The organism is Limnohabitans sp., from assembly GCF_044361985.1.
In the GTDB taxonomy this organism is placed as follows: domain Bacteria; phylum Pseudomonadota; class Gammaproteobacteria; order Burkholderiales; family Burkholderiaceae_C; genus Limnohabitans_A.
Genome location: NZ_JBIKHV010000009.1, coordinates 12,099 through 31,935 on the forward strand (window position 1 = coordinate 12,099; position 19,837 = coordinate 31,935).

General features: G+C 55.9%; 17 protein-coding genes. 1 reads left to right on the forward strand and 16 read right to left on the reverse strand.

Annotated elements, in window-relative coordinates; translation table 11 throughout:
- Positions 1-41: 41 nt before the first annotated feature.
- The 5 genes from guaB to ACIQ3A_RS03295 form a co-directional block, all read right to left on the reverse strand.
- On the reverse strand, positions 42-1,511 hold the full coding sequence (guaB, locus tag ACIQ3A_RS03275; RefSeq protein WP_396430333.1) for an IMP dehydrogenase: 1,470 nt from the start codon (positions 1,509-1,511) through the stop codon (positions 42-44).
- Positions 1,512-1,586: 75 nt separating this feature from the next.
- A complete protein-coding gene (locus ACIQ3A_RS03280; RefSeq protein ID WP_396430334.1) occupies positions 1,587-3,185 on the reverse strand; it encodes a M20/M25/M40 family metallo-hydrolase in 1,599 nt (532 codons plus the stop codon).
- Positions 3,186-3,284: 99 nt separating this feature from the next.
- Complete coding sequence (locus tag ACIQ3A_RS03285; RefSeq protein WP_396430336.1) at positions 3,285-4,193, reverse strand: class I SAM-dependent methyltransferase; 909 nt, start codon at positions 4,191-4,193, stop codon at positions 3,285-3,287.
- Positions 4,194-4,260: 67 nt separating this feature from the next.
- Complete coding sequence (locus ACIQ3A_RS03290) at positions 4,261-4,629, reverse strand: RnfH family protein (RefSeq protein WP_396430337.1); 369 nt, start codon at positions 4,627-4,629, stop codon at positions 4,261-4,263.
- Positions 4,622-5,062: a type II toxin-antitoxin system RatA family toxin gene (locus ACIQ3A_RS03295; RefSeq protein ID WP_396430338.1), complete on the reverse strand. Its 441-nt coding sequence runs from the start codon at positions 5,060-5,062 to the stop codon at positions 4,622-4,624. The genes ACIQ3A_RS03290 and ACIQ3A_RS03295 overlap by 8 nt, the downstream gene beginning before the upstream one ends.
- A gap of 94 nt (positions 5,063-5,156) precedes the next feature.
- Here ACIQ3A_RS03295 and smpB point away from each other — a divergent pair, with 94 nt between their 5' ends.
- Entirely contained in the window at positions 5,157-5,651 is a 495-nt protein-coding gene (gene smpB / locus ACIQ3A_RS03300; protein ID WP_396430339.1) for an SsrA-binding protein SmpB, read from the forward strand.
- Between the two features lie 55 nt (positions 5,652-5,706).
- On the opposite strand, the gene ACIQ3A_RS03305 is transcribed toward smpB, so the two are convergent.
- The 11 genes from ACIQ3A_RS03305 to ACIQ3A_RS03355 all read right to left on the reverse strand — a co-directional run bounded on the left by ACIQ3A_RS03305 (position 5,707) and on the right by ACIQ3A_RS03355 (position 19,835).
- On the reverse strand, positions 5,707-6,789 hold the full coding sequence (locus ACIQ3A_RS03305; protein WP_396430340.1) for an enoyl-CoA hydratase/isomerase family protein: 1,083 nt from the start codon (positions 6,787-6,789) through the stop codon (positions 5,707-5,709).
- Positions 6,782-7,666: a DMT family transporter gene (locus ACIQ3A_RS03310; protein WP_396430341.1), complete on the reverse strand. Its 885-nt coding sequence runs from the start codon at positions 7,664-7,666 to the stop codon at positions 6,782-6,784. Before ACIQ3A_RS03310 ends, ACIQ3A_RS03305 begins: the two co-directional genes overlap by 8 nt.
- 13 nt (positions 7,667-7,679) lie before the next feature.
- Positions 7,680-9,497, reverse strand: coding sequence for a translational GTPase TypA (typA, locus tag ACIQ3A_RS03315; protein ID WP_108405246.1), 1,818 nt, complete (start codon positions 9,495-9,497; stop codon positions 7,680-7,682).
- Between the two features lie 13 nt (positions 9,498-9,510).
- Entirely contained in the window at positions 9,511-10,491 is a 981-nt protein-coding gene (truB, locus tag ACIQ3A_RS03320; RefSeq protein WP_396430342.1) for a tRNA pseudouridine(55) synthase TruB, read from the reverse strand.
- Positions 10,492-10,493: 2 nt separating this feature from the next.
- Positions 10,494-10,868 carry a 30S ribosome-binding factor RbfA gene (rbfA, locus tag ACIQ3A_RS03325; RefSeq protein ID WP_396430343.1) on the reverse strand — a complete coding sequence of 125 codons (375 nt, stop codon included), beginning with the start codon at positions 10,866-10,868 and terminating at the stop codon, positions 10,494-10,496.
- On the reverse strand, positions 10,869-13,832 hold the full coding sequence (gene infB, locus ACIQ3A_RS03330; RefSeq protein WP_396430344.1) for a translation initiation factor IF-2: 2,964 nt from the start codon (positions 13,830-13,832) through the stop codon (positions 10,869-10,871). It lies immediately after the preceding gene.
- Between the two features lie 26 nt (positions 13,833-13,858).
- Complete coding sequence (gene nusA / locus ACIQ3A_RS03335; RefSeq protein ID WP_396430345.1) at positions 13,859-15,343, reverse strand: transcription termination factor NusA; 1,485 nt, start codon at positions 15,341-15,343, stop codon at positions 13,859-13,861.
- A 71-nt stretch (positions 15,344-15,414) separates the two neighbouring features.
- On the reverse strand, positions 15,415-15,978 hold the full coding sequence (gene rimP / locus ACIQ3A_RS03340) for a ribosome maturation factor RimP (protein WP_396430346.1): 564 nt from the start codon (positions 15,976-15,978) through the stop codon (positions 15,415-15,417).
- Positions 15,979-16,132: 154 nt separating this feature from the next.
- Positions 16,133-17,749: an ABC transporter ATP-binding protein gene (locus tag ACIQ3A_RS03345; protein WP_396430347.1), complete on the reverse strand. Its 1,617-nt coding sequence runs from the start codon at positions 17,747-17,749 to the stop codon at positions 16,133-16,135.
- A complete protein-coding gene (locus ACIQ3A_RS03350) occupies positions 17,746-18,801 on the reverse strand; it encodes an ABC transporter permease (protein ID WP_396430348.1) in 1,056 nt (351 codons plus the stop codon). Before ACIQ3A_RS03350 ends, ACIQ3A_RS03345 begins: the two co-directional genes overlap by 4 nt.
- Positions 18,798-19,835: a microcin C ABC transporter permease YejB gene (locus tag ACIQ3A_RS03355; protein ID WP_396430349.1), complete on the reverse strand. Its 1,038-nt coding sequence runs from the start codon at positions 19,833-19,835 to the stop codon at positions 18,798-18,800. The genes ACIQ3A_RS03350 and ACIQ3A_RS03355 overlap by 4 nt, the downstream gene beginning before the upstream one ends.
- Between the last annotated feature and the right edge of the window lie 2 nt (positions 19,836-19,837).

Consider the following 19,837-nt stretch of genomic DNA (forward strand, 5'->3'; position numbering starts at 1 on the left):
GGCGTCTGGGGTGCAGACGCCTTGTGGAAATTGGTTAAATTTTAATCGGCGCGGTAATTCGGCGCTTCTTTGGTGATCTGCACATCGTGAACATGGCTCTCGCGAATGCCGGCCGTAGTGATCTCGACGAACTGGGATTCGTTGTGCATGGCTTCGATGGTGGCACAGCCGCAGTAACCCATGCTGGCGCGCAAGCCGCCAGCCATCTGGTAAATGATGGCAACCACCGAGCCCTTGTAGGGCACACGGCCTTCGATGCCTTCGGGCACGAGCTTGTCGGCGTTGGGGTTGCCGGTACTCGATTCCTGAAAGTAGCGGTCAGCGCTGCCTTGTTGCATGGCACCAATCGAGCCCATGCCTCGGTAACTCTTGTAACTACGGCCTTGAAACAACACAATTTCGCCCGGAGCTTCTTCGGTCCCAGCGAACATGCCGCCCATCATGACTGTACCTGCGCCTGCAGCAATCGCCTTGGCGATGTCACCGCTGTAACGGATGCCGCCATCAGCGATCAAGGGAACGCCTGTTCCTTTGAGTGCTGTGGCCACGCTGTCGATGGCCATGATTTGCGGCACGCCCACGCCCGCCACGATGCGGGTGGTACAGATCGAGCCGGGGCCAATGCCCACCTTGACACCATCGGCACCCGCCTCCACCAAGGCCAAAGCAGCTGCGCCGGTGGCGATGTTGCCGCCAATGACTTCGATGTGGGGATAGTTCTGCTTGACCCAGCGCACGCGGTCGAGCACGCCTTTGCTGTGGCCATGCGCTGTGTCCACCACAATGGCGTCCACACCTGCGCGGGACAGCGCCTCGACACGCTCTTCCGTGCCCTCACCCACACCCACGGCGGCGCCCACGCGCAGTTTGCCCGCAGCGTCGCGTGCGGCGTTGGGAAAGTTGAGCTGTTTGGTGATGTCCTTGACCGTGATCAGCCCCTTGAGTTCAAAGGCTTCATTGACCACCAGCAGGCGTTCGAGTTTGTGTTTGTTGAGCAGGTGCTTGGCTTGCTCAGGGGTGGTGCCTTCCGGCACGGTGATCAGCCGTTCACGTGGCGTCATGATTTCGCTGACCTTTTGGTCGTAGCGGGTTTCGAAACGCAAGTCTCGGCCCGTCACAATACCGACCACTTTGCGTCCGTCACACACTGGAAAACCGGACACACCCAATTCTTCAGACAAAGCCATGACCTGGCGCACGGTGGTGTCAGGGGTGATGACGACCGGATCGCGCAAAACGCCGGATTCATAGCGTTTGACCTTGGCCACTTGAGCCGCCTGCTCTTGCGCTGTGAGGTTTTTGTGCACGATGCCAATGCCGCCTTCTTGCGCAATGGCAATGGCCAGGCGCGATTCGGTGACTGTGTCCATGGCAGCAGACACCAGCGGCAGGTTCAAGCGAATATTGCGGGTGAATTGCGTGACAAGTGACGCATCCTTGGGCAGGACTTGGGAGTAAGCAGGGACGAGCAGAACATCGTCAAAGGTAAGGGCTTTACCAATAAGGCGCATAAGCGAAGGCTCCAAAAGAAGCATTTTACCCGGGGGACTTAGGTATAACGAGGGCTTGGCAACATTGTGCGAGGATCAGCGCAGGGAAATGGCGCGTATCAACTCTGCAACCAGGGTCAAACGTTTGGCGATTCGGTCAATCAAGATGAACTCGTCGTCGGATGAGTGGTAGTTTCCACCTGGCAAGCCCAGACTTTCAACGACAGGCCTTCCTGACTGGGATGCCCAAGCGGCATCAGTGCCACCGTAGGTTCGTGGGTGCAAAATCAACCGCCCGCCCAAATCGGCGTAAATATTTTTTGCCAGTTCGGCCAGTTTCCGACCTTCAGGCGTGGCGTTGTAGGCTGGAAATCCGAGTCCCGACTGAATGCTGATCGTTGATGTCGAAAATTTCTTTGCCATCAATAAGCCTTTGGCGCGTTGCGACAAGACCTCATATGCTTTGGCATCGGGTACACGCATATCGGCTGAGGCAAATACGCCTGATGCTTCATTGGAACTTTGAAACGGTCCATCCTTGAATTCCGTCTGAACTTTCGAGCCGGATAGCAGGCTTTTTTGCGCTGCCGTTTCAAGTAATTTTTTGACGTTATTCAAGTCAACTTGTCCGTCCTTGGACAGTTCCATCACCACAGTGGCTTCATTTGGAATAATGTTGGTGACAATTCCTGCTTGCAAATACCGCCAATGGGTCACAACTCCAGGTACAGCATGAACAGCATTACCGACACGACGAATCAAATCAGCAGATTCAGTCAATGCATTCACACCCAAATGGGGATTGACACCAGCATGCGAAGCTCTTCCTTGAATCTGAAAAGTTGCCGTCATAGATGGCGATGGCATGCGGTTCAGACGTCGGTTATCTTGTGCTTTTGCAATCGTCCAGTTCAATCGTGTCTCAGCAACACTGCTCGTGACATCGCGGGTTCGAAGCACCATATCGGCGAGTTCCTCGATAGGCCTTGAATCTTGCCCATCCGAAATTCCTGCAGATGAAATACGTGCTGATATTCCTGCAACCCCTGATGTCCCCAAAACAATGGCTTCCTCGATGCCTGTCGGCTCGCCACTGAGCACGACATCATGTTGCTCGGCGCTTTTGCGAATTAAATCTCTAGAACCCAAAGAGCCTCGCTCCTCATCACTGGTCAACAGCAGCGTGATTTGTCCAAAGTCCTTGAATTCACGCAACTTAAGTAACTTCATGACGTGCAAAAAAACGGCAATACCGCCTTTGTCGTCCGCAATACCTGGCGCAAAAGCACGCTGATCAACAATCCTGAAACCTTTTGCCGAGGCTGAACCAGGAGGGTAAACGGTGTCCATATGCGCGATCAACAAGATGTTTCGTTGGCCTTGCCCCTTGAAAACCAAAGCCAAGTTTGGGCCCACGACGTTTGCGTTCGGCGTCATTCGTTCAGTGGTGGCGCCCAGTTGCTTTCCAAATTGTTCGATCCACTCCACCAGCTTGAGCATCCCTTCGGCTTGACCTGTCCCCGTGTCATAACTGGTCAATTGCTTCAAAGTTTCCAGAACCGATGCTTTCTCAAGCTCTGCAAGCCTCAGGATTTCAGGATCTTTGGGAACTGAATTTTGACTAAAAACCGGTGAACTGAAGCACAACAAAAGGGCAAGAATCAGCGTCCAGTCAATTCGAGGAAAGTTTTTCATGGTCTTGCAATTTATAAAAGTGGCAATCAAAAATCAGCAATGGCAACGCATTCACAACATGAAATGTGGAGGCAAATCAGATGAACGTCAAACACGCCATCACGCCGACTGAAAATGCAGCACTTTGAGGGACTTTTCAGGGTCTGTGTCGGCAAAAGCCGCCGGGTTGGCCAGGCGTTCGACAAAGCGCAGGCCAGGTGCAGCCTCGGCTACCTGCGCGTGCAAAAACGCCGTGTCCAGTTCCGGTGCATTCAGGCACAACAACACATGGCCCTGCGGCTCCAGCAGGTCAGGCAGGCGCCGGATCAACTTGACGTAGTCCTTGGTCGCAATGAAGCTGCCTTTTTGATAGCTGGGTGGATCGATCACGACAACACCATAAGGTCCCATCTTGTTGATCTTGCCCCAGGTTTTGAAGATGTCATGACCCAAAAATCGCGCTTTGAGCGGCAACTCGTTCAAGCGGTGGTTCTGCTGCCCCACCGCGAGTGCGGCCTGGCTCATGTCGAGGTTGACCACCTGGGCCGCACCGCCTTGCAAGGCCACCACCGAAAAAGCACAGGTGTAGGCAAACAGGTTCAACACGTTTTCGTGCAGGGCATGACGTTTGAGCCACTCGCGGCCGTTGGCCATGTCCAGAAACAGGCCGTGGTTCTGCCCGCGCATCACATGCACCAGGTAGCGGGCGCCCTGCTCATTCACCACGTGCGGCTCGGGCACGCTGCCCGACATGAGGCGAGTTTCGGTTTGACCCGCGCTGCGGCATTGGAAAACCCAGTTCAACGGCTGGCCAGGCGCCAATGTTTGCCAGCGTGCTTGCAGTGCGTTTTGGCACTGGGCCAACTCATCCTCGTTCAAGGGCTTGAAGCTGGTCAAGACCCAAACAGGCGCAAACCAGTCCAGCGTCCAATGTTCTTCACCGGGGTACATGCCACCTCTGCCGTGGAACACTCGGTGCGCATCGGCGGTGTTGTGCATCTGGTCGATGGCATTCAAAAGGGCTTGCATGGTCACAGGGGTCAAAAATGATTTTGGGGCGGCGCACTGGCCGGCTTGGGGCAAGACCTGCCTCGACTCAGTAGCCTGCTGCGGAGCCGCTCTTTCGATTGGCAAACAGACCCGCACGGCCTTTGCCCTGGCGCTTGAAGCGTTGGCGGCGCGCCACTTTAGGGTCGACCTCCAGGGGGCGATACAGCTCAATTCGGTCGCCCGCCTGCACAGCCTGTGTCCAGGGCACTTTGCGCCCCCATATGCCGGGTTGCTGTAATTTAAGCTTGGCTGCGACTGAAGCATCGACTTGCGCGCCGTCTGGCGACACATGCAGCATGGCCAAAGCCAACACGGCATCCACCGTGCTGCCCTGTGGCACCCGCAGACTCAACTCCTGCACATGCCTGGGTGCCAGGCTCCAGCAAATGGAGATTTGAAGGGTGGACTCAGCCATACACTGCTTCAGCACGCTTGACAAACGCATCGACCAGGCTGGCGGCGATCTTGTCAAAAACTGGCCCCACCAACGCGGCCAAGGTTTTGCTGGAAAAACCATACTGCAAATCCAACTCGACCTTGCAGGCCCGCTGGGTGCCATCGCCCACGGGGATAAAGCGCCAAACACCGCTCAAGTTTGAAAATGGCCCTTTGATCAAGCTCATGCCAACGGAGCGGCCTTCTTCATGCTCATTGCGGGTAGTGAACGTTTGCTGGATGCCCCCGAGTTTGATGCCCACTTCGGCCACCATGCCTTGGGCATCGGTTTCCAACACGCTGGCATGGTCACACCAAGGCAAAAATTCAGGGTAACGGGCCACGTCGGTCACGAGGCGAAACATTTCCTCTGGGGCATACCAGATCAGGACGGACTTGTGGATATTCTTCATACAATGCACCGATTGTAGTTTTTTGACTTGGCACTTAGCGCTGCGTCGGGCTTCAGTCTCTTGCTAACGGCCGTGCCGTCCTTATCTGCTCACCATGGCCACCACCAAAAAGTCTCCTGCTGCACCTGTTTTTGCCAAAATTGCCGAGAACAAAAAGGCCGCCTTCGACTATTTTATTGAAGAGCGCTACGAGGCGGGCATGGTGCTGGAAGGCTGGGAAGTCAAGGCCATCCGCGAAGGCAAAGTGCAACTGACAGACGGCTATGTGGTGATCCGAAATGGTGAACTTTTCATCATCGGCTGCCTGATCAACCCCCTCAAAACCGCCTCAACCCACATCAGCCCTGAAGCCGCCCGCACGCGCAAACTCTTGCTGAACAAGGAAGAGATCAAGCGCCTGATCGGCAAGATTGAGCAAAAGGGCTACACCCTGGTGCCCATCAACCTGCATTGGAAATCAGGCAAAGTGAAATGCGACATTGCGCTGGCAAAGGGCAAGGCCGAGCACGACAAGCGCGACACCATCAAGGACCGCGAAGGCAAGCGCGAGGTTGAGCGCGCCATGAAAAGTCGACACCGCGACCGTTGATCCGGCCAGAGAGGTCAGCTGTTTTCACACCGACAACAGCGGGTCCACCCAACGATCAGCTCAACTCTCGCAGCGGATGCGCATGTGCAGGCCACGGGCTGACAAAAAAGGCGGCCACCTCTTGCGCGTTGACATCCTCCGCACGCGCCGGTTGCCAGTTCGGGCTGTGGTCTTTGTCGATGGCCAGGGCGCGAATGCCCTCCACCGTTTCGCTTTGAGCCACAGGGCGAAGCGCAAAACAATGGCGAACCAAATCGCGTTCCATGCGCAAGTCAGCGGCCAAGCTCAGCTTGCGCGCACGGCGAATCTGCTCCAACACCACATGCAGCATCAAAGGAGAACGGGTACGCACTGTTTGGGCGGTCAGTTTTGACCAATCGTCCGAAGATGACTCTAATTTGTGAAGTATCTCCACCACACTGCCTTGGGCAAATACGGCATCCATTTCGGCACGGTGCGAGAGGCCCGTTTTTTGCAGACGGTCAAATTGCGTGGTGACCCAACGCTCAACCGCTTCACCGTTTTCAAAAGGGGTTTCAATCAGGGTTTGCCAAAGGTGGGCCAATTTGCCGGATGTCATGTACCCATCGGCCAGGCCTGCGTGAACCGCCTCCTCGCCATGCAGCATATGACCTGTCAAACCGAGGTACTCGCCCAAATGACCAGGACAACGGCTCAAAAAATAACCACCCCCCACATCGGGGAACAGTCCGATGTTGGTTTCCGGCATGGCCATCTTGCTGCGCTCTGTGACCACGCGCACGCTCGCGCCCTGGCTGATGCCCATCCCACCACCCATGACAATGCCATCCATCAAGGCCACGTAAGGCTTGGGATAGGTGTGAATCAGGTGGTTCAAACGGTATTCTTCGGTGAAAAAATCTTCCAACCGAGGATCTCCAACCGTGGCAGCCTGGTGAAAAAACCGAATATCACCACCTACGCAAAAAGCCCCAAAAGGGCCTTCTTTGTTGCTACCGCGAACCGCCACGGCCAACACCTGAGGGTCGCTTTGCCAAGCCAGCAAAGCTGTGGTGATACTGCGAACCATGTCCAGCGACAAAGCGTTCAGCGCCTTGGGCCGATTCAGGGTGATACAGCCGATTCGACCTTCGATTTGCGCGATGACATCAGACATTGTTTTGTCTCCAGCCTAAACATTCGTTGACCAGCAAGGCGCCCAAAACCAGGGCACCGCCCAAGATGACGCTCAATTGGGGCGCCTCGTTCGCACCCCACCAAGCCAGGGCAATGCCGAAAACGATTTCCAACAAGGCGAGCAAGGCGACTTCGGGCGCTTTGAGCACGCGAGCGCACACCACCGACAAAGCACAGGGAATGGCCAGCTGAAAAAGACCCAGCACAGCCAGCAAGCCAACATCATGCGCTGAGGCTTGGAAGGGCATGGCCAGTGGCAGTGTGAAAAGCGAAGACATGATGGCGCCGAGCATGACCGAGGGAACCAAGTCAAGGCTCAAGCCTTCACTTTGGCTTTTTTGAGTCAGTGTCCATTGCACAGCACCCGCGATGGGTACACACACGGCCACCAAGGAGCCGATGATGAAATTTGGGTCACCCAAACTGAGTTGGGAGCCATACATCCAGCCGATGCCAACGCCAGCCAGGACAATCGCCAGCCAGGTTCGTGCAGGCAATTGGTGGCCTAAAAACACCCGGGTGATCAAGGCGGTGAGCAATGGCCCTATGGCCATGGTGATCAGCACGTTGGCCACTGCCGTCAGGGTGAGCGCCACCATGAACGCCGTGAACATGACGCTCCAGCACACCCCAGAAAACCAAAAGTAGGGGCTGCGCCAGGGCAGGCGCGACCAAACCCCACGGCCCTGCCATAAAGGCAGGATGACCAGCAAAGACAGCACGGTGAAAAAACTGCGCCAGAAAGTGACTTCGAAGCTGCGAGCTTGCTCCAAATGCCTTGTCACGACACCGGCCATGGACCAGAGTGCCGTGACACCCAGCATGGTCCAAACGGCCATGCCGTGGGTCAAACGCATGATTTTCAGCCGATCACTTGTTGCGCTTGCGGTCGCTTTCCTTCAGGAAGCGCTTGCGCAGACGAACGCTTTTTGGCGTGATTTCAACCAGCTCGTCGTCCTCAATGAACTCGACACCGTATTCAAGGGTCAGGTCAATGGGTGGCGTGATCTTGATGGCATCTTCCTTGCCGGAGACACGGAAGTTGGTCAGCTGCTTGGTCCGCGTGGCATTCACCACCAGATCGTTGTCTCGGCTGTGGATGCCCACAATCATGCCTTCGTACACCGGATCATTTGCCTTGACGAACATGCGACCACGGTCGTCCAGTTTGCCCAAGGCATAGGTGAAGATTTCACCATCGTCCATAGAAATCAACACGCCGTTTTTACGGCCACCGATGTCACCCTTGTGCGGCTCGTACCCATCAAAGATGTTGGAGATCAAGCCGGAACCACGGGTCAGGTTCAGAAACTCGTTGGTGAAACCGATCAGGCCACGTGCAGGAATACGATATTCAAGTCGGACGCGACCACGGCCATCAGGGTCCATATTGACCAGTTCGCCTTTGCGCTCACCCAAAGCCTGCATCACGCCGCCTTGGTGCGTTTCTTCGATGTCAGCGGTGACCAGCTCAATAGGTTCATGGCGCTCACCGTTCACATCACGGAAAACCACGCGTGGCTTGGACACAGCCATTTCAAAGCCTTCGCGGCGCATGTTTTCCAGCAAGATGGTCAGGTGCAATTCACCACGGCCCATGACTTCAAAGATGCCCTCTTCGTCGGTTTCCTTAACGCGCAAAGCCACGTTGTGCTGCAATTCTTTTTGCAGACGGTCCCAAATTTGGCGACTGGTGACGAACTTGCCTTCACGACCGGCCAGAGGCGAGGTGTTCACGCAAAAGTTCATGGTCAAAGTGGGCTCGTCCACCTTCAACATAGGCAGTGGCGCTGGGTTGGCAGGATCGGTGACGGTCACGCCAATATTCACCTCATCAACGCCGTTGATCAAAACGATGTCGCCAGGACCGGCTTCGGTCACCTGTACACGGTCCAGCCCTTGAAACTTGAGCACTTGGTTGATGCGGCCTTTGATGGCTTTGCCATCTGGGCCTTCCATGACCACCACGTCCATTTGGGGCTTCACTGTGCCTTGGCTGATGCGACCAACACCAATACGGCCGACGAAAGTCGAAAAATCTAGGGCGGAAATTTGCAACTGCAAAGGCGCTGCCGGGTCACCCTTTTGTGGTGGCACGTGCTTGAGCACGGTGTTGAACAGGGCTGACATGTCTGGGCCCCACTGTTCACCAGGTGCGCCCTCTTCCAGTGAGGTCCAGCCGTTGATGCCAGAAGCGTAGACGACAGGAAAGTCCAATTGCTCGTCGTTCGCGCCGAGTTTGTCAAACAGGTCAAACGCTGCATTGACCACTTTGTCGGGATTTGCTCCAGGCTTGTCCACCTTGTTCACAACGACGATGGGCTTGAGACCCAAGGCCAAGGCCTTCTTGGTCACAAAGCGGGTCTGCGGCATGGGGCCTTCCTGGGCATCGATCAGCAAGACCACGCCGTCCACCATGGACAGGGCGCGCTCGACTTCTCCACCGAAGTCAGCGTGGCCAGGGGTGTCCACGATGTTGATGTGTGTACCTTCCCAACTCACGGCACAGTTCTTGGCCAAAATGGTGATACCACGCTCGCGTTCGATGGCGTTGTTGTCCATGACGGTGTCGACGATTTTTTCATGGTCGGCAAAGGTTCCGGATTGACGCAACAGTTGGTCCACCATGGTGGTTTTGCCGTGGTCAACGTGGGCGATGATGGCGATGTTTCGAATTTGCTTGCTCATGCTTTCTCTTCCTTTAAACCTGCTCGGCCAGTAATGGCTCGGGTGCAGGTGATTTTTTCAAAATCTGTTGAATTTCAATCGGGCTCAACAATCGACCCGGAATCAATTCGCCGCCATGCACATGTGCTGTTCCCAGCAAGGCACGAGGATGTTCTCCATACACCACGACTTGATCACAATCAACCCAGGGGCCAGGTCTGCGCACCCCACTCAAAAAACGGCCAGCGCTGTCGCTGTTCAGGCTTACCTCTGTACAGCCGTACAGCAACACATCCACTGGCAGCAAAGCGTCAAGACGCTGGTCTTCATGCATGGCTTCCAGTTGCTCCAACGAGACGCACTGTGAAGCATCAAAAGGACCGGTCACCACACGGCGCAAAGCGCTCAAGTGACCCCCACATCCCAGGGCCTCGGCGATGTCTTCGCCCAGTGTGCGGATGTAAGTGCCTTTGCTGCATCGCACACGCAGACGCAAGAAAGGCGTATCACCTTGCAGCTGCATCTCCAGCAACTCCAGGTCATAGATCACCAGATTGCGCGCTTCGCGCTCCACTGTTTCACCCTCTCGGGCATATTCGTACAAGGGCTTGCCATCTTTTTTCAAAGCGCTGTACATCGGTGGCACTTGGCTGATCGGTCCCATGAACTGGTCCAGCACTTCCACCACCCTACCCGGCGTAAATGACACTTCACGTACAGAAATAACATCACCTTCAGCATCCGCGGTACTCGTTTTCAATCCCAAACGAACCGTGGTCTCATAAGTTTTGTCGGCATCCAGATGCTGTTGACTGAACTTGGTGGCCGCACCAAAACACAAAGGCAACACACCCGTGGCCAACGGATCCAATGTGCCCGTGTGCCCAGCTTTCTCGGCTCGCAACAACCACTTGGCTTTTTGCAAAGCCTGATTGCTGGAAAGACCCAGCGGTTTGTCAAGCAGAAGCACCCCGTGCACAGGGTGCCGCTGCACCCTTGTGCGTGGCGCGTTCATGCTCAGTCCTCCTGGGCGCGCGAAGACACGGCCTTGGCGATCAATGCATTCATGTCAGAGGCACGCTCAGTGGTGCGGTCGAACAAAAAATGCAAGGTCGGCACGGTATGAATATGCAAACGCTTGAACAAACCATTGCGCAAAAAGCCTGCAGCCGCATTCAAACCCTCAGTGGCCTCTTCGGGATTGCCCGTCAAGACACTGAAATAGACCTTGGCATGGGCGTAATCGGGCGTGACCTCAATCGCATTGATCGTGACCATGCCTACGCGCGGGTCTTTCAACTCGCGTGCAATCAACTCGGCCAGATCACGCTGGATCTGGTCGGCCACGCGAAACCCGCGATTGGGAACGGACGATGGCTTCTTGCGCGCCATTTACAGTGTTCTCGCGATTTCCTTGACGTCGAAGAATTCGAGTTGATCGCCTTCTTTGATGTCGTTGTAGTTCTTGAGCTTGATACCGCACTCGAAGCCTTCCTTGACTTCGCGCACATCATCCTTAGCGCGCTTGAGCGAATCGAGTTCACCCGTGTAAATGACCACGTTGTCGCGCAGCAGGCGGAATTTGGCGCTTCGAGTGACTTGACCCGAAGTGACCATACAACCCGCCACAGTGCCGATTTTCGACGCCACGAACACGGTACGGATTTCAGCCATGCCCATGATTTCTTCACGTTGCTCAGGTGCCAACATACCCGACATCGCGGCCTTGAGTTCATCCACAGCGTCGTAAATGATGTTGTAGTAATGAATGTCAACCCCGTTGCCTTCGGCCAATTTGCGCGCACCGGCATCGGCACGCACGTTGAATCCGATCACGATGGCTTTGGAGGCGATCGCCAGGTTGATGTCCGACTCGCTGATGCCACCGACACCGGAATAAACCAGTTGAACTTTGACTTCTTCGGTTGACAGCTTGAGCAAGGAAGCACCCAGCGCTTCTTGCGAGCCCTGCACATCGGCCTTGACAATGATCGGCAACATCTTGATCTCGCCCGCCGACAAGTCGGTGAACATGTTTTCGAGCTTGGCAGCTTGTTGCTTGGCCAGCTTGGTGTTACGGAACTTTCCTGCACGGTAAGTGGCGATTTCACGGGCACGACGCTCATCGTTCATGACCATGAACGCGTCACCAGCTTGCGGCACCTCGGTCAAACCCTGGATCTCGACCGGTATCGATGGCCCAGCCGATTTGATCGCTTGTCCGTTTTCGTCCAACATGGCCCGCACCCGGCCAAAAGTCTGGCCAGCCAGCACCACATCGCCGGTGTTCAAAGTGCCCGACTGCACGAGGATGGTGGCAACGGGTCCACGGCCCTTGTCCAGACGTGCTTCGATGACCAAGCCCTTGGCGGCGGCTTTTACCGGCGCTTTAAGTTCCAGCACTTCAGCTTGCAAGAGCACTTGCTCTAACAAAGTGTCGATGCCCATGCCGGTTTTGGCCGAGACGGAAACGAAGGGTGCTTCACCACCAAATTCTTCTGGCACGACTTCTTCAGCGATCAGTTCGCTGCGCACGCGTTCAATGTTGGCATCGGGCTTGTCCATCTTGTTGATGGCGACCACGATGGGCACGCCCGCTGCTTTGGCATGTTTGATGGCTTCTTTGGTCTGAGGCATCACGCCGTCGTCACCCGCCACCACGAGGATGACGATGTCGGTGGCTTGTGCGCCACGGGCACGCATGGCCGTGAAGGCCTCGTGTCCGGGGGTGTCCAAGAAAGAAATCATGCCGCGAGGTGTTTCGACGTGGTAAGCACCAATGTGCTGCGTGATGCCACCTGCTTCACCCGAGGCGACTTTGGCGCGTCGGATGTAGTCGAGCAAGGATGTCTTGCCATGGTCAACGTGGCCCATGACGGTGACCACGGGCGCACGCGGAAGCGATTCAGCCTGTTGGTCCGACACTTCGTCGTCGGTGAAAGCTTCAGGATCATCCAGCGCTGCAATCACCGCCTTGTGGCCCATTTCCTCCACCACGATCATGGCGGTGTCCTGGTCCAAGGGTTGGTTCATGGTGGCCATCAAGCCGATTTTCATCAAGTGCTTGATGACCTCGGAAGCCTTGATCGCCATCTTGTGCGCCAATTCAGCGACCGTGATGGTTTCAGGGACATGCACCTCAAGCACGCGCACTTCGGCTGGCGCTTGCTGAGCATGCGAGTCATCGCGGTCGCGTTCATTGCCACGTCGACCACGCGGTCCGGTGCGCCAATTGTTGCGCCCGACGCCACCACTGGAGTCTCCTCGGGTAGGAATGGCTTTCTTTTTGGCCGGGTCTCCCGCCCAGCTGGAAGACAGCTTGGCAGATTTAACTTCCTTGTTACCACCTGGCGCAGCGGGCGCAGCTGCTTGCGCAGCAGCACGAGCACCGGGCGCAGGAGTTCCTGCTGGCTTGTGCAAAGTGCCCTTGACGGCAGCTTTGGGCTCCACCTTCGGCTCTTCCTTCTTGGCCACCAACACCTTTTTGGGTGCGTTCATCATGGTGCGGATGGCTTCGGCCTCGGCCAAGGCCTTGCGACGGCGCGAATCCAGATCCAGGGCGCGGGCAGTTTCTTCGTCGGCTTTGGCCTTCGAATCGGCTGCCGCTTTTTGTGCAGCAGCCTCACGGACAGCTTGATCGTCTTTGGCTTTGGCCGCAGCAGCTTCTGCTGCCTGTGCAATCTTGTTGGCAACAAGGTTCTCAGCGGGTACCACTGCAGCCGTTTTGGTCTGCGATGCTGCATTGATGCTGGCGGCCTCAGCTCGGCCAAGTTGCTCACGGTCTTCGCGACTCAACTGGGGCTTGGCAGGCGCCGCCTGTCCGGCAGCCAAAGCGGCTGCCTCGGCCAGTGCCTGGACTTCAGCGCGGGCCTTGGCCTCTTGGGCCGCCAACTCTGAGCGCTCCTGAGCTTCTTGAGCTTCGCGCAAGCGGCGTTTTTCGGCCAACTCCTCTTCCTGGCGACTGATCAACTCGGCTTGACGACGGGCTTCTTCTTCGCGTCGCGCAAGATCGGCGTGATCGATCGCGGGCTCTTCGACCGAGCTCGCAGGCTCATCGTCGCGCTTGATCAGCGTGCGCTTTTTACGCACCTCAACCTGAATCGTGCGGGCTTTGCCAGACGCGTCAGCTTGCTTGATCTCACTGGTGGACTTTTTCACCAGGGTTATTTTTTTGCGGTCTGCTGTGACAGTGCCATGGCTGGCTTGCAGATAGCTGAGCAATTTTTGCTTGTCAGCATCGTTCAGCGTGTCGCTGTCCGAGGTTTTGGCAACGCCCGCCGATCGCAATTGATCGAGCAAGATATCGGCAGATTTTTTGAGTTCATTAGCGAACTCTGCAACAGTGGTACTGGACATAATTTTGTTCAAGTCTCCATCAGACTTCAGGCCTGGCCAGCGAACCAATGTTCACGGGCTTTCATGATCAAGACGGTCGCCTCTTCGGCTGATTGAGCAGTGATGTCAGTCAGTTCATCGGTGGCCAAGTCAGCCAAATCGTCACGGGTTTGAATACCCGCTTCGACCAGCTTCGAAATAAGCTCAGGCGTCAAGCCTGGCAGGTCACGCAGGTCTTGAGAAACGTCTTCAACGCTCTCTTCGCGTGCAATTTCAAGGGTCAACAACGCGTCTTTGGCGCGCGTGCGCAATTCGTTGACGGTGTCTTCATCGAAGCTTTCAATCTCCAGCATTTCCTGGATCGGCACGTAAGCCACTTCTTCCAGACTGGTGAAGCCTTCACCGATCAGAATATCGGCAATTTCCTGGTCAACGTCCAGTTTTTCCATGAACAACTGGCGTGTCCCCGTTGTTTCTTCGGCTTGCTTCTGGGCAGACTCGGCGGCATCCATGATGTTGATCTTCCAACCGGTCAGGTCAGACGCCAGGCGCACATTTTGACCGCCACGGCCAATCGCAATCGCCAAGTTCTCTTCGTCAACCACCACGTCCATGGCGTGCTTTTCTTCGTCCACCACGATGGATTGGACATTGGCCGGGGCCAGCGCACCGATCACGAACTGGGCTGGATCTTCGCTCCACAAAACGATGTCGACGCGCTCACCGGCCAACTCATTCGTCACGGCATTAACGCGGGTACCGCGCACACCCACACAGGTGCCGATCGGATCGACGCGCTTGTCATGCGACAAAACAGCGATTTTGGCGCGCGAACCAGGGTCACGTGCGCAGGTTTTGATCTCGAGCAGACCCTGTTCGATCTCGGGCACTTCCTGGCGGAAGAGCTCGATCATGAACTCGGGTGCCGAGCGAGACAACAGGATGGGGGCACCGCGCAAGGTCAGATCAACTTCCATGATCATGGCGCGCACACGGTCGCCACTGCGCAAGTTTTCCTTCGGAATCATCTCGCTGCGACGCAGACGGCCTTCGATGCGGCCAGCTTCGCAAATGATGTCGCCCTTGTCCATGCGTTTGACGGTACCGACAAAAATCTTTTCGCCGCGCGACATGAAGTCATTGAGCAACATTTCGCGTTCTGCATCGCGAATTTTTTGAAGAATGACCTGCTTGGCGGCCATGGCACCAATGCGGCCGATCGGCAAGGACTCGATCGGCTCTTCGATGTATTCATCGACTTCGACGTCGGGGATTTGCTCTTTGGCTTCAAACAGCAAAATTTCCTGCTCCGGCAACTGAAGGCCAGCTTCATCGGGAACCACATGCCAGCGGCGGAAAGTTTCGTAATTGCCGTTGTCACGGTCGACCGCCACACGGATGTCCACTTCGCCGGAATACAGCTTTTTGGTGGCCTGGGCCAAAGCGGCCTCAACGGCACCAAACACCACGTCGCGCTCAACGTTCTTTTCACGTGAGATGGCTTCGACCAACATCAACATTTCGCGATTCATGACTTGACTCTCCTATATCACTGGATCTGCGGTTCAGACCAGATAAAAATGCTCAAAACCTGACACCCAGGTCAGGCTTCGACCTTTGGCTTACGCCCTTTGAAATCCACCACGGGCGCCAAACGGGCCTCGCGCAACTCATCTAATGTGAAACCCAGCGCATGCAAGGGCGCTGGGACTCTTTTTTTACTGATCCTTTGGCCTGGCTTGACAGCGGGCGCATCGCTCCAGACGATTTGCCAGCTTTCTTGATGGTCAGTTTTCTCCAGGGTGCCGCGAAATTTCTTACGGCTGGCACTCACCAAACCGCCGGCACTTTCACCCATCGGCGCCTTGAGGGTGATGTCAATCAGTTCACCCACAAAACGTTCAAAATCTTTTTCATGACGCAACGGGCGGTCAATGCCTGGGGATGAAACTTCGAGTCGGTTGTATTCAATCCCATCGACTTCCAGGGCAAACTGCAACTGCCGGTTGACTTTTTCGCAGTCTTCCACATTGACAAATAGCTCGGAGCCCGGCTGCCAGGGCCAGTCAATGGTGATGCGCAACAAACCGCCCGCTGTGCGGTCAATCTCGACCAGGTCATAACCCAGTCCAGTCACGGTTTCTTGAACAATTTGCTGCAATGCCACAGAGCTTCGAAATATCAACGTTAAAAAAGAAAGACCCAAAAAAAACGGGCGGTGAAAACCCGCCCGTTTGGTCGTGAAGCGAATATTCTAGCCGAAAAACGTGCTAAGTGCGTGATTTCTAAGGAAAAACGAGCCCGGTTTCCTGTGAATCTGCTCACTCATCCGGGAAGGCCGCAAGCAAACTGCGGGTGTAGGCGTGGTCGGGTTGGTAAAGCACCTGATCGGCGGATCCTGCCTCAACGACCTGCCCCGCCTGCAGCACCATCACCCGGTGGGCCATAGCCCGCAAAACGTCGATGTCATGAGTGATCACCAAATAGGCCATGCCGTGCTTGGTTTGCAAATCCTGCAGTAATTTCAAAATTTGTTTTTGTACGGTCACATCCAATGCGCTGGTGGGCTCGTCCAAAACCAGCAAATCAGGGTTAACCACCAGCGCGCGCGCCAAAGCGATGCGCTGCCTTTGTCCACCCGAAAAAGCATGGGGGTATCGGTTGAGCAAATCCGGGAAATCGGCGCTCTTTAGGCCCACTTCGGCCAACGTATCCAGAATGCGGGCCTCGATTTCTGGCTCGGTCGCCTCTGGCTGGTGCAAGCGAAGCCCCTCCGACACGATTTCGCCCACAGTCATGCGTGGCGAAAGGCTGCCATAAGGGTCCTGAAAAACCACCTGAACACGTTGCCGAAGGGCTTTGTCTTTGGCCGGTGAGTTTTGCCAGGTTTGACCCTCGAAAGACAACGCCCCTTCAAAGGGGATCAGACCCAAAACCGCCTGCGCCAGACTGGACTTGCCCGAACCCGACTCGCCCATGATCCCCAGGGTGGTTCCCGGCGCGATGCTGAAATCGGCAGGGTGCAGCGCCGTGAAATGGTGTTTTTGAAACCAACCCCGAACGCCAGCGACGGCAATAGGGTAACGCACCTGCAGGCTTTTGGCTTCCAGCAAGGGGGGTGCTTTTGAAGTGGCATCGACTGGCACCAGCCCGTCCCGGCGGGGTCGACTGTCCAGCAAGTTTCGGGTGTAGGCATGCTGAGGCTGCTTGAACACCGCATTCAAAGTGCCCTGCTCCACAAGGTGTCCTTTTTCCATGACCGCCACCCGGTCAGCAAAGTGACGAACCAAGGCCAGGTCGTGGGTGATCAACAGCACCGCCATGCCTGTTTTCCGCTGCAACTCTGACAACAAGCTCAGCATTTGCAGCCGCAACGTGGCATCCAGCGCCGTGGTGGGCTCGTCGGCCAGCAACAGTTTGGGCTCTGAGGCCAGGGCCATGGCCATCATGGCGCGCTGGCGTTGCCCCCCCGACAGTTGATGGGGGTAAGCCCCAAACCTGCGCTGGGGGTCGTCGATGCCGGTTTCGGACAGCAAATGCACCGCACGCGCATCGGCATCGCGCCTAGGCTGGCCTTTTTTGAGCTGAAGTACTTCCGATATTTGCTGGCCTACCGTCATCAATGGGTTCAACGCGGTCATCGGCTCCTGAAAAATCATGGCGATCTCGTCACCACGAATGCGCTGCATCTCGACCAAGGGCTGTTGCAGCAGGTTCTGCCCTTGCCAAAGCACCTGGCCACTGAGCTGGGCTGACTCCAGCAAGCGCAAGACCGACAGGGCTGTGACCGACTTGCCCGATCCCGACTCGCCAACCAGGGCCACACGCTCACCCGCCTGAATGCACAGGTTGACGCCATGCACCACCGGTTGTCCGGCAAAAGCAACGCGCAGGTCTTTCAATTCCAACAAGGGGGACGAAACCGCGACCTTGTTCATACGTCCACCTTCCTGGGGTCCAGCGCATCGCGCAGCGCATCGCCCATGAAAGTCAGCAGCAACAGGGTCAGCACCAACACGCCAAAGGTGGAGATCGAAATCCACCAGGCGTCGATGTTGTTTTTGCCCTGGGCCAGTAATTCACCCAAAGAAGGCGTGCCAGGCGGTACGCCCAGACCCAAAAAATCAAGCGAGGTCAACGCGAGAATGGCGCCACTCATGCGAAATGGTAAGAAAGTCACCACCGGTGTCATGCTGTTGGGGAGAACATGGCGCCACATAATTTGCCAATGACCCAAACCCAAGGCACGCGCTGACTTGACGTAATCGAGTTGGCGGTTGCGCAAGAACTCTGCCCGCACATAGTCGGACAAACCCATCCAACCAAACAGACTCAGCAGCACCAGCAACAAACCCACACTGGGCTCAAACACCGCAGAGAAGATGATCAGCAGATACAACTCGGGCATGGCAGCCCAGATTTCAATAAAACGCTGGAAAACCAAATCAATTTTGCCTGCAAAAAACCCCTGCACCGCGCCAGTCAAGACGCCTAAAAGCACGCCAAAAAGCGTCAAGGCCAACGCAAACAACACCGACACCCTGAAGCCGTAAATCAATCGGGCCAGCACATCACGGCCCCGGTCATCGGTCCCCAGCAAATTGCGCGCGGTGGGCGGCGCCGGGTTGGGCAAGGGGGCAAAGTAATCAAGCGTGCTGTGGTGGTAAGGGTTCGGGGCTTGCAATGTCCAGTTGCCGTCCATGCTCAATTGCTGCTGAATGAAGGGGTCGAGGTAGTCGGCAGGGGTTTCAAAATCACCACCAAACACTTTTTCTGGCAGCGTCTGCACCACCGGGGCATACCATTGGCCCTGAAAGCGCACGATCAGGGGTTTGTCGTTGGACAAAAACTCAGCGCCCAGGCTCAGCACGAACAAGATAACAAAAACAACGAGGCTTATAAAACCGAGTCGGTTGCGCTTAAAACGAAGCCAGGCTCGGGTCGATGGCGAGACCTGAGGCAGCAAAACAGCAGAGGGCAAGGGTGTCATTTGTCGAACTTCACACGGGGGTCGACCCACACATAACAAAGATCACTGACAAGTTTGGTGAACAGGCCCATCAGAGTGAACAAATACAAGGTGCCCAGGACTACGGGGTAATCGCGCCGAATCACCGACTCGTAACTGAGCAAACCCAGCCCGTCGAGCGAGAACAGGGTTTCTATCAGCAATGAACCTGTGAAAAAAGCCCCGATGAATGCCGCAGGAAATCCGGTCACCAGCGGAATCAGCGCATTGCGCATGACATGTCGGTACAGCACCCGGTTTTCACTCAGTCCTTTGGCGCGAGCCGTCAAGACGTATTGTTTGCGGATTTCTTCCAAAAACGCGTTCTTGGTCAGCATGGTGATGACTGCAAAAGAGCCCAGCACGCTGGCCGTGACCGGCAAAGCGATGTGCCACAGATAATCGACCACTTTGGCGCCCCAGCTCAACTGATCCCAGTTGGACGAGGTCAGTCCGCGCAGGGGAAACCACTGCAATTGCCCGCCAAAAATCACCAGCAATGCCACGCCCAACACGAAGCCCGGAATCGCATAACCCAGCAACACCATCAGACTGGTCAGCGTGTCAAAGCGGCTGCCTGCTCGCACGGCCTTGGCAATTCCCAAGGGCACCGACACCAGATAGCTGAGAAAAAATGTCCACAGTCCAAGACTGATCGAGACAGGCAGTTTTTCCTGGATGAGACTCCAGACGTCTTTAGGGTAGAAGAAACTTTTACCCAAGTCGAATTGAACAAACTGTTTGAGCATCATCCAGAAACGCTCAGCGGGGGGCTTGTCAAACCCGTAAAGGGTTCTGATCTCGGCAATGCGCGCCGCATCCACGCCCTGACGCCCCCGGTATCCACTGCCCGCAGCAGCAGCCCCCTCACCCCCTGTATCACGCCCTTGCAACTGCGCCACCATTTGCTCGACGGGCCCCCCAGGCACAAACTGAATCACCACAAAGGTCATCAACAAGACCCCGAACAAGGTCGGGATCATCAGCATCAAACGCTTGAAAATATAGGACAACATCG